Origin of the sequence: Lysinibacillus sp. VIII_CA (genome assembly GCF_049943995.1) — a bacterium.
Taxonomy (GTDB): domain Bacteria; phylum Bacillota; class Bacilli; order Bacillales_A; family Planococcaceae; genus Lysinibacillus; species Lysinibacillus pinottii.
Map to the genome: position 1 here is coordinate 653,108 of NZ_JBNFXM010000001.1, position 13,175 is coordinate 666,282.

Consider the following 13,175-nt stretch of genomic DNA (forward strand, 5'->3'; position numbering starts at 1 on the left):
TCCTCCTAAATATTCTTATATTTTTTCGTCCACGATCATCCCTAATAACTTTTGCATCTCATAATATGCATCTAAAAGTTTTTTGGGAGGGATCTCTTTTACGACTTCTTCTGTTTGGGTATCAACAACTTGTACAAAATATCGATCTAAACCGTCATGTAACACAAATTTAGAAGCATTATGATTGATTTGCAAAAATTCATTCACAGTGTCTACTGCATGTTGCAGCTTCTCTTTAGATATTTCTTGTACGTCAGCAGTAGGTAGATTTTCTACTTGTGATTGCGTTACTAATTGAGCTTTACTAGTAGTCGTCATCGTAGTTTCCTCTTTTACTGTTTTCTTCGCAACAGTAGACGACGCTGCAGTTCCTACATCTGTAGATTGTCCTTGAGCTGCAATACGCATAATATGTAACCTCCTAAACTTTTCTTATTCTTATATTTAATATCGGAAGTTTTTAGGAATGTTTCACCTTTTTACAGTAAACTAGTTTTGATAATGCCTTTCTCACAAAAACCCCTTATTCAGATGGTATTTACCTGAAAAAGGGGCTTCCTTAAATCTTTTTTATATTCAATTTTGGTAGCTCTACTTACTAATCATGACAAACATATGTCCCATAGTCGTATAGCCTAATTCCACCATACCTTCCTTTACATCTTGCAAATATGAAGGGGTATGTTCAATTACCTTCGCAAGCTGTTGGACACATTCAATAAACATTTCTTGTGTTAATCGTTGTTGTTTAGCGGCCATGCCAATTAAATGCAACTTAATTAGCGTAAAATTGACAACAAGCATCATATAACTTTCAAATAATGTTTGATAATCATATGGGAATAAGTTTTTAAATACATAATTCACAATATAATTTTCAAACATATATTCATGATTACTAATAAATGGTTCATATATATGGGTATAGGAGTCTCGATATTTCGTAATTGTGTTTTCTATATCCTGTACTTCTTTTTCATCATTCTCTTCCAATGCTAAGCCTTCTATTAACTGTTGGAGTACAGTTATATATTTTTCTGAAGCTATACCACTTGTAATTCGCAAACGAAGTAGAGCTCGTGCTAAATTAAGCTGAAAATTTAGATTCCCCTTAATTTCCTTTAATGAATCAATAAATTCTTTATTATTTAAACGATTTAAATAATCCTGCATTATGAGTGGCAACTGTTGACCCAACTCACTCGGCTTCAATTGTTCAATTTTTTGTATAAATAATCCTAAAACAATTAAACGTATTTCTATTGGCTGTTGTCTACTTTGAAGAAGTTGGATTGAAAAAACTCGCAAATCCCAAAAATAGGGATATTTTTCTAATATCAGCTCTTTATTCATTAGGCCTCGCGTATTTTTGGGCTCTTCTGCCTCAATAAAACCAATCCCTTCTTTACGCAATAGAATAACTCTTGCGGCTTCTGGGCAAGACAATGTTAAACTTTTTTCTGTTACATTACCAACTCGTGTAAGATGCCTTGGATAAATGGCACATGTATTACATAAAAATTCTTCTCCTAATTCTTTATGAATACTACATAACCCATCATCTAACATCATATGGCACTTTTTATTTTCGTCTAAGATAAACTTTGCATAATTAGCATCATCATGTTCTTTACGATTTCTTTTTACATATTTCAGTAATTTTTCTGCCATCTCTGGCTGACTCACTTTACGGTATGTTTGGTATGTTTTCTTTTCAACTGCAATATTCCATCCAGCACAACAGGTATCTTCACAAGCACTACCTATACAATTAAATTCATTTAAATATTCAGGTATTAATATAGGTCTCACATTTTTCCACATCCTATATACTACACTCATATAATTATCTATTACATAAATGTTCATATTTATTTTTGTATTATAATTAGAAGGAGTTTGAGCTTTTTTATAAATCCTCAAATTTTAATGGTGAACCCACAATATAATCTTTTCTTGCTTTTTTTTTAAGTATGTGATTGAAATACTTGGGTTCTAAACCATATCCCGGACGTACAATTTTTATATTTTCTTTTGTAAATTGCTCTCCAGCTTTTATATCTTTGGATACATAAATTGAACGACGGAATTTTAAAGAAGCTTTTTCTTTTTCTGTTGGACCATAAGTAACTTTTCCCATAGCTATCCAAGCTCGTTCAGTCTCATCTACAAGTGCCTTCATTTCAGCTGGTTCCATTGAAAATGCTGCATCAACACCACCATCGGCTCGGTCCAATGTAAAATGTTTTTCTATGACTGTTGCCCCTAGTGCAACACTTGCTACAGCCACACCTATTCCAAGTGTATGGTCAGATAATCCAATTTGGACATCTTCAAATAAATGTTTCATATGTGGGATTGTTAATATATTTGTGTTTTCAGGTGTTGCAGGGTATGTACTTGTACATTTTAGTAATACTAAGTCTTTGCAGCCAGCTTCTTTTGCTGTCCGTACTAATTCATCTAATTCCGCCAATGTCGCCATACCAGTGGATATAATCATTGGTTTACCAGTTGCAGCAACTTTTTTGATAAGTGGTAAATCAGTATTCTCAAAGGAAGCAATTTTATAGAGAGGCACTTCTAATTCCTCTAAAAAATCAACAGCTGTTTCATCAAATGGCGTGCTAAAGGCAATCATCCCCAATTCCTTTGCACGATCGAAAATTGGTTTATGCCACTCCCAAGGAGTATATGCCTCATTATAAAGGTCATATAGCTTCTTATCTTTCCATAAACTCTCCGAATCACTAATCAAAAAATCAGGTGAGTCTACATTAAGAGTTAATGTATCTGCTGTATATGTTTGTATTTTTAAAGCTTGTGCCCCAGAAGCTGCAGCTGCTTCTACAATCTCTAATGCTCGATCCAGTGATTGATTATGATTCCCTGACATTTCAGCAATTATAAATGGTTTTGTTGAATTGTTTAATAATGAAATATCCATATTAATTCCTCATTTCTTTTAACTTAGATACAGGTGTATCCCAACCATTTATTAATAATCCATTATATTTATCTCTATCTTTTTTATAATGGATACTTCCTTCTTTAATACTTTGTGACATTGTTGTAAAATCGCCAGATCTTATAGTTGTCCAATATTCAAAAAAGAGTTTTTCAATTTCATCTATTAAGATTTTATAACTTTCACGTAAAGTAATATCTCCTCTAAAAGTAACTTCTTTTTGAATAATTATATTTCCTGTATCGATACCCTCATCAACTAAATGAATTGTTACACCTTTTATTGTATCTTCTATAAAGCTCCAAAAATTCGGATCCGCTCCTCTATTCCATGGCAAATAGGATATGTGCAAATTAATTATTCTATTATGTAAATAATTAATAATATCTTTACAAATAATATGTCTATATCCATAACTTATTATTACATCAAATTTATTTAATTTTACATATTCTAGTGATATTTTTTCCTCAGTTCTATAAACTTCATCATCATTATTCACTTGTAACTTATTACAAAAATCCTCACGATAAGGTCCTAAAAATAATATCTTCATTAGTTATTACACCTCCATTAAATGAAAAAACGCATATTGGATATCATATTATAAATTGTCATGTTTGATTTGAGCGTTTTATCAACACTATTCTGAATATCATTTATCAAGATTTTCTTGCTCAGCCCCAAATAAATACAAGCTCCTTTAATATGAGTAGCTTTTGCAATTTCAACTTGATTTTCTGCAACTGCAATTACAAGTGTAGGTAGTTTTAAGAATATTCTTTCCCAAGTCGTCGACCCACCCCCGCCAATTGCTAAATCGGCTTGTGCCATTAATTCCGCAATATTATTCACTTGGCAATGATAATGAGTATTTTCAATTTCGTCACATAGTTGTTTAATTTTCAATTTATTTGGATTTGAGTTTCCTACAACTACATCTACAACTAATTTATATTGGTCTATAATAGACTTAATTGCCAAAAGAACTTTCTCTGTTTCATTCGTTGGATCACTACCACCAAAGAAAATGAATAAGCGCTCAACTCTTCCATTAAAGGGTTTTATATGATTTCTCGCTTCTATAAACTCATCTCTTAACAAAGCATGGCTTGGCCCTAGTAGCATTTTAGTAGAAGAAGGAACTAACCCTTTGTACCTTGTGTCCATATCTAAATAGAAATTTTGATCCAGTAATATATCACAGTCATGGTTACGATTTGCCAAGTCATCAATAACCATTATACTCTTAACAAAAGGTCGGACTAATTGTTCCCATTTAATATCAATTGAGTAATGATCGATAATCAGCTTTTTCACCGCATATTGTTTTAAAATCTCAATTGTCTCATAAGCATCTTTTTCCCAGTATTCAGCTACAAAGTTCCATAGAGAACCATCACAAGGCGGTAAATTATAAACAACAAACCCTTGTTGTTCTATTAATGTTACACATTCACCCATTGCACCTCTACAAATAAAGGCTACCTGTTGACCATCTTTTTTTAGCTTGTGCGCCAATGTTAAACAACGCATCACATGTCCAGTACCAATTTCAACTGAGGCATCCACTCTTATTATTGTATCCATACCTTCACCTATAACTTCTTTTGTTCAATGTGAGTGTTAATATAAAACCAATCTGGATTCGCTTCCATAAGTTTCACTGTATCATGGAAGGTAAAATTGGGATTACAATTATACAGCTTTTCTATTATATTTTTAATTAGCTGAAAATCTTCCTCTGTATCCACTGTCCATCTATATTTACTATAATCCGTTTCATTTCGGACACTACTTATTTTAAAAACATCAGGATTCGTATAAAAATAAGACGTTACATGTTCACGATCCCTTTCCATTACAGCTTCCTTATAAGCTTTTTCTAAAGCTTCAAACGTAAATGCTTCTGTATCTAAACCCCTTGGATAAGTTCTATCAACCGTATTTGATACATATTCATAATTATTATCTACAAAGTATTGTATTGTTTTATCAACCACTTGCACATCAATTATCGGGCAATCTGAAGTAATTCGGACAATTGCATCTGCTTTAAATGTTTTAGCTGTCTCATAATATCTAGCCAATACATCTTTTTCTGACCCTCTAAACCACAAAATATTATTTTTCTTGCAAAACTCTACTATTAAATCATCTTTTTCATTCAAGGTAGTTGCTATTACTAAATCATTGATATGATTACTTTGCTGTAAACGCTCTAATTGATATGATAATAAAGGTCTACCATTCACTTTTTTCAAGATTTTCCCAGGTAGACGAGTTGAACCCATTCTTGCCTGAATTATTGCTACAATTCTCATTTTTTCACCTTTTCTAATTCCATAATCACCGAATTAATTACATCCTTTGCATCCTCATTCGACATTTTTGGGAATAATGGTAAGGTAATAATTGCTTCATATAGTTCTTCTGCTTTAGGCATAGACCCCTTGGCGTACCCCAACTCCTGATAATATGACAAAGTGTGTACTGGTATGTAGTGGACATTCACACCAATATTTTGAGCTAATAATGCCTCAAATATTTCTTTCCGAGTTGCGCTGATGTTTTCCAGATTTAATTTAATGATATAAAGGTGCCAACTTGAAACTCCATCTAATTGTTGAGTTGGTATAAATAAACATTCATTATTCTTAAACGCTTCATTATATAGTTGGGCAATTTCACGGCGACGTGCTACAAATTTATCTAACTTCCTGATTTGACTAATGCCTAGAGCAGCTTGAATATCTGTCATTCGATAATTGAATCCTAAAAATTGCATATCATAATACCAAGGACCATCATTTTTCGCAAGATTACTTGCCTCTCTTGTTATTCCATGAGAACGAAATTGTAAGAGTTTTTTATACAAATCTTCATTATTTGTTGTTATAATGCCACCCTCACCTGTGGTAACATGCTTTACAGGATGAAAGCTAAACATTGTCATATCACTAAAGGCACCAATTTTTTCTCCTTTATACTCAGCTCCTAGTGCGTGTGCCGCATCCTCAATGACAATTAAGTTATGTTTTTTTGCAATAGCATGTATTTCTGCTAACTGAACAGGCTGACCTGTAAAATGAACAGGAATAATTGCTTTTGTATTAGGTGTAATTTTCTTTTCAATTTCCAAAGGATCAATGTTATACGTATCTTCTTTAATATCTGCAAATACAACTGTGCCACCTACATAGCGTACACAATTTGCACTTGCTGCAAAAGTGATTGGTGTAGTTATAACTTCATCACCTTCACCAATACCCGCAACAAAGCATGCTCCATGTAGCGCTGCCGTCCCATTTGAAAATGCTACCGCATATTTAGAGCCAACATATTCTGCCATGCATTCTTCGAATTCTGCAATTGTTGGGCCTGTTGTTAAAAAACTACCTTTTAATACGTTCACAACAGCTTTTATATCCTCTTCATCTAACCATTGCTGTCCATACGGTAAATATGTATCACGCATTCCTTTTCACTCCCCGAAAGAAAAAATGCAGTCTGTGACTACATTTCTTCTACTAAATCTTTTAATTGTTCTATAGTTAACCATTCAGTATTATTATCACTTGTATAAGCAAATCCATCCGCTAAAGCTTTGCCACCATTTGTTTGCTCTTGAGCTAATGAAACTAGTTCTGGTTGAATGACATAGTAATCATTGAACTCTACTGTATGACGTGCATCATCTTCCATAATCATTGCTTCATGTAATTTCTCACCAGGACGAATTCCAATTACTTCTATTTCACATTCAGGACCAATTGCTTTTGCTAAATCTGTCACCTTCATACTCGGAATCTTGGGCACAAAAATTTCCCCACCATACATACGTTCTAGATTATCTATTACAAATTGCACTCCCTTATCAAGGGTAATCCAAAAACGTGTCATACGCTCATCTGTAATAGGTAACTTCCCTGTATCCCTAATCTTTTTAAAAAATGGTACTACGCTACCCCGACTTCCTACTACATTACCATAGCGTACAACTGCAAACCGTGTTTTCTTTTCTCCTACATAAGCATTGGCTGCGACGAAAAGTTTATCAGATGCTAGTTTTGTCGCTCCATATAAATTCACAGGGCTACATGCTTTGTCCGTCGAAAGTGCAATCACCTTTTCAACTCCACGGTCAATGGCTGCCTCGATAATATTTTGAGCACCATGAATGTTTGTCTTTACAGCTTCAAAAGGATTATATTCACACGCATCGACATGCTTCATAGCTGCCGCATGGATGACAATATCAACACCATCAAAAGCACGATATAAACGGTCTTTATCCTTCACATCACCAATAAAAAATCGGATGCGTTCATCCTGAAATTCTTGCTTCATTTCATATTGTTTTAGTTCATCGCGACTGAAAACAATAATTTTTTTCACACCAAGTGTAAGTGCTTTTCCGATAAATTTTTTACCAAAAGAGCCTGTACCACCCGTTACTAATACTACTTTATCTTTTAAAATACTCATTGTATTTCTCCTTATCTATGTATCATATAAATAATATATCGGATATTTTTTAAGTATTTCTACTTTAGAAAAATAAATATAACATTTAATGCAATATCAATTTCTATTCTCCTAAATTTTGCTTAAATCTGTAATCTTATTCTCTACCATTTTCTCAATTTCAAGGATATACGAAAAAACACTATTTAAATTTAAATACAAATTCAGATAGTGTTTTTAGTCTAATTATTAACCATTAATGTTTTGAATCAGGCTACAATTTCTTCAAAATATGGAAGCACTTCATATTCAAAAATATCAGCTACCAGAACAAAATCTTGCTTTTCTAGACCTTCATTGATTAGATTTAAATACTCTTCTAATTGATGTTTGTTTAAATTTGTATTAACACCTTGATTCATTAATACATCTTCCATTTGATTTATCCACGTTATTCCCTCTGAAAAATTCAATATTTCATTTAAAGCTATTTGAACATTGTCAGATCTTAAACTATCAGCAATATATTGTAACCCTGCTGGAATTTTAGCTATATATTTGTAATATTCATCCACAATCTCTACTTTATCCATTTTTAACAACCTCCAAATTCTTCTAATCCTATTCTTGTATATTTTAAAGATTTTTCTGTTGCCTCTAAAATATTTTCATAAAGGTACATATTTTGTCTATGAATCTGTTTAAATTTTTCTTTTGTCTCTAATTGTTTATTATCTATAGTCATTCTCATCACATCCATAGTAATTGGGTCAATTATTCTTTCCATAATTACTTGTGGGTAATATTCTTTCAATTTAGAATCAATTTTATCTAGTTTTTTTAATGTACTAGCCGAAAATACAGTACTATTTCTTTCTTCTTTCAGTAGATAAATCGCTTCTACTAGTAATTTTTTTATTTTTAAATAGACCTCTATTTCCTTACTCATAAATTCATTATAAATTGCATCTTGATTATTTATTTCTTTTTGAACTTTTACCTTCGTTACGTTTTTTGTATCATCAATATAAGTCTCACAAAATGCTTCAAAATCTAATTGTGGCATACCATTAATCTTTACACCGCCTTCTGTACAATTATATATTGTATGCTGATTGTGCAACATTATATTTAATCTCTCTATACTTTTTCTCATACTATTAAATTGGTGATTCGTTTTTACAGGTTCCCCGTAGTATCCTTCTACTTCAAAAGCCATGTCTTTCTTGAAAAATTCATCAGTTAACTCACTATAATGATTATTATTTTCTGCATGGGATTTATTGTTCGTATAGGCTAAATCTTGTCCAATAATTGCGATTGGTCCTGTACTAATTTTACTTGCTATTTCTAATGCAGTTATAGCAACTGTACCACCAGTTGATAGCATTGGTAACTCCTTACCTAGCCCTTCTTTAATACGTTTTTGTATACTATCTTCCCCATAGAAACAAAAACTATAACGGCTTCCTTTAAAATCTCGTTCTATTTTCCAGGCATTCCCTAAACCATAAATCAAATCGAAATCATTATTTTTAATGTTTTTAAAGTGAAAATAATTACTTTCTCCTCCATCCATTGTTACTACATAGTCAGGAGTAATTTTCGCTGCCAATAAAGAGTTTATTGTAGATCCTGCACTAATTATTAAACATTTATTTCTTATTTTTTTTAACAATGGTAACTGTTTTGTTAATGAAGGACCTCCCGAAGCTAAAATTACTGGGCAATCATATTTATTGAAAAGTTCTTTTAAACTTTGATCTTTATGAACATAATATAAATTCATAATGTAATTTTCCTGCCATAAATCACCAAAAAATCTTATTGTATTTTCATTCACAATATCTTCTATTTGAATATGACGAATAAAGTCTAGAAATTCTTTATATTCCTTGTCAAAAATTTTGTCATAATTAGGTGAGAGCAGTATATTGACTTTACGATCAAAATCAGCTATATAGTCTTCTGAACGTGTATAAAAGTCTTGTAAATCAGAAAATACGCCTTCTATTTTATCTTTACCCTCAATATTTAAACTACTAAATAAAGGGTCATACACTAAAATATCAGTGTTTCCATACTTTTTTGCAATAGCATTAGCTATGTACCCTAGTCCATACCCAAACAGTATATTTAAATATCCTTCTTTATAGTTTTTATCTATGTATTTATCCGCTTCTGCTTCTGGATTGTAATTACTATGTAAAAAATACCCATTTATTTTTGCGTTTGGCTTCCCATTCTTTGTTTGTAAATAAATTATATCTAAATCTTCCATAAAGTCGTCTCCTTGGTTAACCCTTGGTGTGGCTCTCTTTTTTAAAAAAGGGTTATTAAATCATATTCGTTTTACAGAAAAGTGTCTTACTTCTTTGATTATATCGGTATAAAAAAAGATTTTTAAATTTTTTATTAAAAAAAGCTTGAACGAAATTTCGTTCAAGCTTTTAATATTTAATGCTAAAAGTTAATCAATTATTGTAATAATTGAAGTACACCTTGTGGTTGTTGGTTAGCTTGAGCTAACATAGACTGAGCAGCTTGCATTAAGATGTTGTTCTTAGTGAAGCCCATCATTTCTTTAGCCATGTCTGTATCACGGATACGTGATTCAGCAGCTGTTAAGTTTTCAGATGTAGCACCTAAGTTGTTGATAGTGTGCTCTAGACGGTTTTGAACAGCACCTAAATCAGAACGTTGAGAAGATACTAATTCTAAAGCGTCATTGAAGTTTTTAATTGCTTTGTCAGCAGCAGTTTGAGAATCAATTTTACCAGTGATTTTTAAACCAGATGTTGACATTGTAGTGATTTTTAATGTAATAGATTGGCCATCATTAGCACCGATATGGAATTTTTTACCAGAGAATGTACCATCTAATAATTTTTGAGTATTGAACTCTGTGTTTTTAGCGATACGATCGATTTCTGATTTTAATGCTGTAACTTCCTTGTTAAGTGCTCCACGGTCTGCTGTTACGTTTGTATCGTTCGCAGATTGAACTGCTAATTCACGCATACGTTGTAGGATTGCGTGTGTTTCGTTAAGTGCACCCTCAGCAGTTTGGATTAAAGAGATTGAGTCTTGAGCGTTTTTAGTAGCCATATCAAGACCACGGATTTGTCCGCGCATTTTTTCAGAGATTGCCAAACCAGCAGCGTCATCGCCTGCACGGTTTACTTTGTAACCAGAAGATAATTTCTCAAGGTTTTTAGAAGCTTGAGTGTTGTTGAAAGTAAGGTTACGGTGTGTGTTTAAAGCTGAAATGTTGTGTTGAATTCTCATTTGGAATTCCTCCTTGAATGTTTGTTTTGTTATTCCACATCCGTGTGGAATTTAGGAATAGGTAGTATGTATATACTTCCTGCCCCTTACAAACTATATATCGTAATTAGTTGGAAATGTTTAATAGTTTTTTAGAAATTTTTTTTATTTTTTATGTAATAGTTTTAAACAACCTATATCTCTTATTTTTTCTTCAATTGCTCTAAAAAGTTTGTTGTTGAAGAAAGAGCTTCTTTATTTTGAGCTTGTATTGCTTCAAAAACTTCCGAACGATGTACTTTTACCGTTTTTGGGGCAACAATACCTAGCTTAATTTGCTCGCCTTCTACAGCTAAAATCTTTATTTCAATTTGATCACCAATCATGATTGACTCATCTTTTTTTCGCGAAAGGACTAGCATTATTTTGCACTTCCTTCCAATGACTGCATTGGGTAACGTAATGGATAGGATTTACTATCCTGAAGGACAATTTGTTTACCGCATTTTTTTTTCATATTAATGATTAAAGGTGCAAGTAAATTAATAGTTGAATCTTGGAATGTATCCTTCATTGTTACTATAGAGTATGTTAACACATCCTCTTCCTTCTCTAGGTGTAGCTGCTCAAGATCCTCTTCACTTATATCAAAGCTATAATCTTTTTTGAAAGCAAAAGGGTATGCAACGACAAAACCAATTTCAGACCGCTCAACTGATTGTAATATTGCTAACGGTAGGTCTGCATCAATTGGTAGCAATATAAATTTCCTCTCCTCCTCTAATCCTAGTAAGCCATGTTCAAATGTTAGGATATCCTGTTCAATAATTTCAACTTCTCCTAAAAATTTAGTAGCAATTTTCATTTATAAACTCTCCTTTAAATGATGACATCTATGTCAACATCTGGTCTTTGTATCATTGTACCAGTTACTTTTCCTGGTGTGTATTCATGTATAGGTTTGTTCACTTTGGCGTCAATTACTGGTTCTCTTCGTTGAATATTGATATCCGTTGTACCTGGAGTGAAATTAATTTTAACGGATCCTACGGATGGTACAAATTTGACATTAAATTGAACACGATGTGGACCGTGGTTTTGCTGAGCGATATTTTGAATTACTGCACGCCCTTGATCTTTCCCTGAATTCTCCATAATTTGTCGTCCTTCTCTTGCTCTTCGTGCCATTCCTTTTAGCGCCTCTTGTTTCCCTTTTTCAGCATAATTTGCACTTGATTCTAAGGGACCGATCATTCCTATGTCTCTTCTTGCCTGTGAGGAGTCAATCTTTAAAACACTTCTCGTTGTATTTATATCTAAAATAGCGGCTGGCTGTTCAATATGCTGTGTCGCTTTTGGTTGTTCAATATACTGCTGAGGTTTACCAATATGAAGATCAATTTTGGCATCGATTGTACGAATTTGTATTTGTGGTAGCCTCACAATACTAGCTCTCCTTTCAAGAAAAGCGTTTGAACAAGGTGTCCAAACGCCTAAATGATATTAACGGATAAAATCCACTAATGTTTGCTGAATTATTTTAGAACCTACTGAAAGTGCAGCCTGATGAATAGATTCATGTGTTACCATTTCAGTAATGGCCTTTGCATAGTCAACAGACTCATTATCTCTCAATTGCTTTGTTACGTTAACCTCACGTACACCCAAACGATTTTCCATCATTTCTACACGATTTTGTCGTGCCCCAATGTCTGCCTGTGCTTCTAAAACTTTATTATGCATGGCTGTAATATCATCATTTGTAGTTGATGAGGATACTCCACCTAGCATGCTAGCAATTTCTTCACCTGTTTTGGTTGGATCGCCTAATAAATCCGAAATTTTCCCCATCATATCATCTATATTATTAAATAGATCTTTCCCTGGGGTATTCACAGAAAGCTGGATACCATCATATATTTCTACTTTTACACTCTCTTGATTAGTATTTGGGTTTATGGCACCTCCTATAAACAAAGGCTCGTTAGTTCTAGTTCCGCTAAATATGTAACTACCACCTATATTCGTATTCCCTACATCCTGTAATTGTTGGCGAATTTGGTCAATTTCTTTTTTTATTTTGTCGCGATCCTCTGATGTATTTGAATCAGTGGCTGCTTGAATAACTAATTCGCGAACTCGCTTCATTTGCTCGCCAACCTGGTTAAGAGATTCATCTGTCGAATCTAACCAGCTACTTGCCGTAATCGTGTTTCGAGTGTATTGCTCTACTTTAGCCAAATCACGACGATAGCCCATACCCTTTACTGCAATAACAGGATCATCAGATGGACGAGTGATTTTTGAACCCGAATTGATTTGATCTTGAAGCTTAGACATTTTACCATAGCTGATATTTAAATTGCGTAGCATGTTACTTGATAGCATAGATTGTGTTACACGCATCTTGTAAAAAACCTCCTTCTTGTCAGTTGGAGAAAGTTGTCTCCATTAATTACTCTTGATTTCTTTC

Annotated in this window: 15 protein-coding genes; all 15 read right to left on the reverse strand. The window is 33.0% G+C overall.

The features are described 5' to 3' along the window. Positions 1 to 15 precede the first annotated feature (15 nt). Positions 16 to 408: a flagellar protein FlaG gene (gene flaG / locus ACP3VS_RS03140; protein WP_012292911.1), complete on the reverse strand. Its 393-nt coding sequence runs from the start codon at positions 406 to 408 to the stop codon at positions 16 to 18. Between the two features lie 183 nt (positions 409 to 591). Then, entirely contained in the window at positions 592 to 1,812 is a 1,221-nt protein-coding gene (fliB, locus tag ACP3VS_RS03145) for a flagellin lysine-N-methylase (protein ID WP_426388358.1), read from the reverse strand. 97 nt (positions 1,813 to 1,909) lie between these two features. Then, positions 1,910 to 2,947: a pseudaminic acid synthase gene (gene pseI / locus ACP3VS_RS03150; RefSeq protein ID WP_426388359.1), complete on the reverse strand. Its 1,038-nt coding sequence runs from the start codon at positions 2,945 to 2,947 to the stop codon at positions 1,910 to 1,912. Between the two features lies 1 nt (position 2,948). Next, a complete protein-coding gene (locus tag ACP3VS_RS03155) occupies positions 2,949 to 3,524 on the reverse strand; it encodes a formyltransferase family protein (protein WP_426388360.1) in 576 nt (191 codons plus the stop codon). A 17-nt stretch (positions 3,525 to 3,541) separates the two neighbouring features. After that, positions 3,542 to 4,558, reverse strand: a complete 1,017-nt coding sequence (gene pseG, locus ACP3VS_RS03160) for a UDP-2,4-diacetamido-2,4,6-trideoxy-beta-L-altropyranose hydrolase (RefSeq protein ID WP_426388361.1) — start codon at positions 4,556 to 4,558, stop codon at positions 3,542 to 3,544. 8 nt (positions 4,559 to 4,566) lie between these two features. Further along, positions 4,567 to 5,292: a cytidylyltransferase domain-containing protein gene (locus ACP3VS_RS03165; RefSeq protein WP_426388362.1), complete on the reverse strand. Its 726-nt coding sequence runs from the start codon at positions 5,290 to 5,292 to the stop codon at positions 4,567 to 4,569. Next, positions 5,289 to 6,446, reverse strand: coding sequence for a UDP-4-amino-4,6-dideoxy-N-acetyl-beta-L-altrosamine transaminase (pseC, locus tag ACP3VS_RS03170; RefSeq protein WP_426388363.1), 1,158 nt, complete (start codon positions 6,444 to 6,446; stop codon positions 5,289 to 5,291). The genes ACP3VS_RS03165 and pseC overlap by 4 nt, the downstream gene beginning before the upstream one ends. Positions 6,447 to 6,484: 38 nt before the next feature. Beyond that, positions 6,485 to 7,456: a UDP-N-acetylglucosamine 4,6-dehydratase (inverting) gene (pseB, locus tag ACP3VS_RS03175; RefSeq protein ID WP_219361426.1), complete on the reverse strand. Its 972-nt coding sequence runs from the start codon at positions 7,454 to 7,456 to the stop codon at positions 6,485 to 6,487. A 248-nt stretch (positions 7,457 to 7,704) separates the two neighbouring features. Continuing rightward, positions 7,705 to 8,028, reverse strand: coding sequence for a hypothetical protein (locus ACP3VS_RS03180; protein ID WP_426388364.1), 324 nt, complete (start codon positions 8,026 to 8,028; stop codon positions 7,705 to 7,707). A 2-nt stretch (positions 8,029 to 8,030) separates the two neighbouring features. After that, a complete protein-coding gene (locus ACP3VS_RS03185; RefSeq protein ID WP_426388365.1) occupies positions 8,031 to 9,716 on the reverse strand; it encodes a motility associated factor glycosyltransferase family protein in 1,686 nt (561 codons plus the stop codon). A 197-nt stretch (positions 9,717 to 9,913) separates the two neighbouring features. Further along, entirely contained in the window at positions 9,914 to 10,723 is an 810-nt protein-coding gene (locus ACP3VS_RS03190) for a flagellin (RefSeq protein WP_107921590.1), read from the reverse strand. 182 nt (positions 10,724 to 10,905) lie between these two features. Then, complete coding sequence (csrA, locus tag ACP3VS_RS03195) at positions 10,906 to 11,124, reverse strand: carbon storage regulator CsrA (RefSeq protein ID WP_008178850.1); 219 nt, start codon at positions 11,122 to 11,124, stop codon at positions 10,906 to 10,908. Continuing rightward, positions 11,124 to 11,567 carry a flagellar assembly protein FliW gene (gene fliW, locus ACP3VS_RS03200; protein WP_426388366.1) on the reverse strand — a complete coding sequence of 148 codons (444 nt, stop codon included), beginning with the start codon at positions 11,565 to 11,567 and terminating at the stop codon, positions 11,124 to 11,126. Before fliW ends, csrA begins: the two co-directional genes overlap by 1 nt. 14 nt (positions 11,568 to 11,581) lie before the next feature. Further along, positions 11,582 to 12,145: a DUF6470 family protein gene (locus ACP3VS_RS03205; protein WP_012292900.1), complete on the reverse strand. Its 564-nt coding sequence runs from the start codon at positions 12,143 to 12,145 to the stop codon at positions 11,582 to 11,584. Positions 12,146 to 12,205: 60 nt separating this feature from the next. Next, complete coding sequence (gene flgL, locus ACP3VS_RS03210; protein WP_012292899.1) at positions 12,206 to 13,108, reverse strand: flagellar hook-associated protein FlgL; 903 nt, start codon at positions 13,106 to 13,108, stop codon at positions 12,206 to 12,208. Positions 13,109 to 13,175: the final 67 nt, after the last annotated feature.

Coding starts and splice junctions, on each gene's coding strand:
- pseB (WP_219361426.1), bottom strand. CDS start 7,456: ATGAGTATTTTAAAAGATAAAGTAGTATTAGTAACGGGTGGTACAGGC.
- fliW (WP_426388366.1), bottom strand. CDS start 11,567: ATGAAAATTGCTACTAAATTTTTAGGAGAAGTTGAAATTATTGAACAG.
- pseI (WP_426388359.1), bottom strand. CDS start 2,947: ATGGATATTTCATTATTAAACAATTCAACAAAACCATTTATAATTGCT.
- flaG (WP_012292911.1), bottom strand. CDS start 408: ATGCGTATTGCAGCTCAAGGACAATCTACAGATGTAGGAACTGCAGCG.
- ACP3VS_RS03190 (WP_107921590.1), bottom strand. CDS start 10,723: ATGAGAATTCAACACAACATTTCAGCTTTAAACACACACCGTAACCTT.
- ACP3VS_RS03165 (WP_426388362.1), bottom strand. CDS start 5,292: ATGAGAATTGTAGCAATAATTCAGGCAAGAATGGGTTCAACTCGTCTA.
- ACP3VS_RS03180 (WP_426388364.1), bottom strand. CDS start 8,028: ATGGATAAAGTAGAGATTGTGGATGAATATTACAAATATATAGCTAAA.
- csrA (WP_008178850.1), bottom strand. CDS start 11,124: ATGCTAGTCCTTTCGCGAAAAAAAGATGAGTCAATCATGATTGGTGAT.
- pseG (WP_426388361.1), bottom strand. CDS start 4,558: ATGGATACAATAATAAGAGTGGATGCCTCAGTTGAAATTGGTACTGGA.
- ACP3VS_RS03155 (WP_426388360.1), bottom strand. CDS start 3,524: ATGAAGATATTATTTTTAGGACCTTATCGTGAGGATTTTTGTAATAAG.
- ACP3VS_RS03185 (WP_426388365.1), bottom strand. CDS start 9,716: ATGGAAGATTTAGATATAATTTATTTACAAACAAAGAATGGGAAGCCA.
- pseC (WP_426388363.1), bottom strand. CDS start 6,446: ATGCGTGATACATATTTACCGTATGGACAGCAATGGTTAGATGAAGAG.
- flgL (WP_012292899.1), bottom strand. CDS start 13,108: ATGCGTGTAACACAATCTATGCTATCAAGTAACATGCTACGCAATTTA.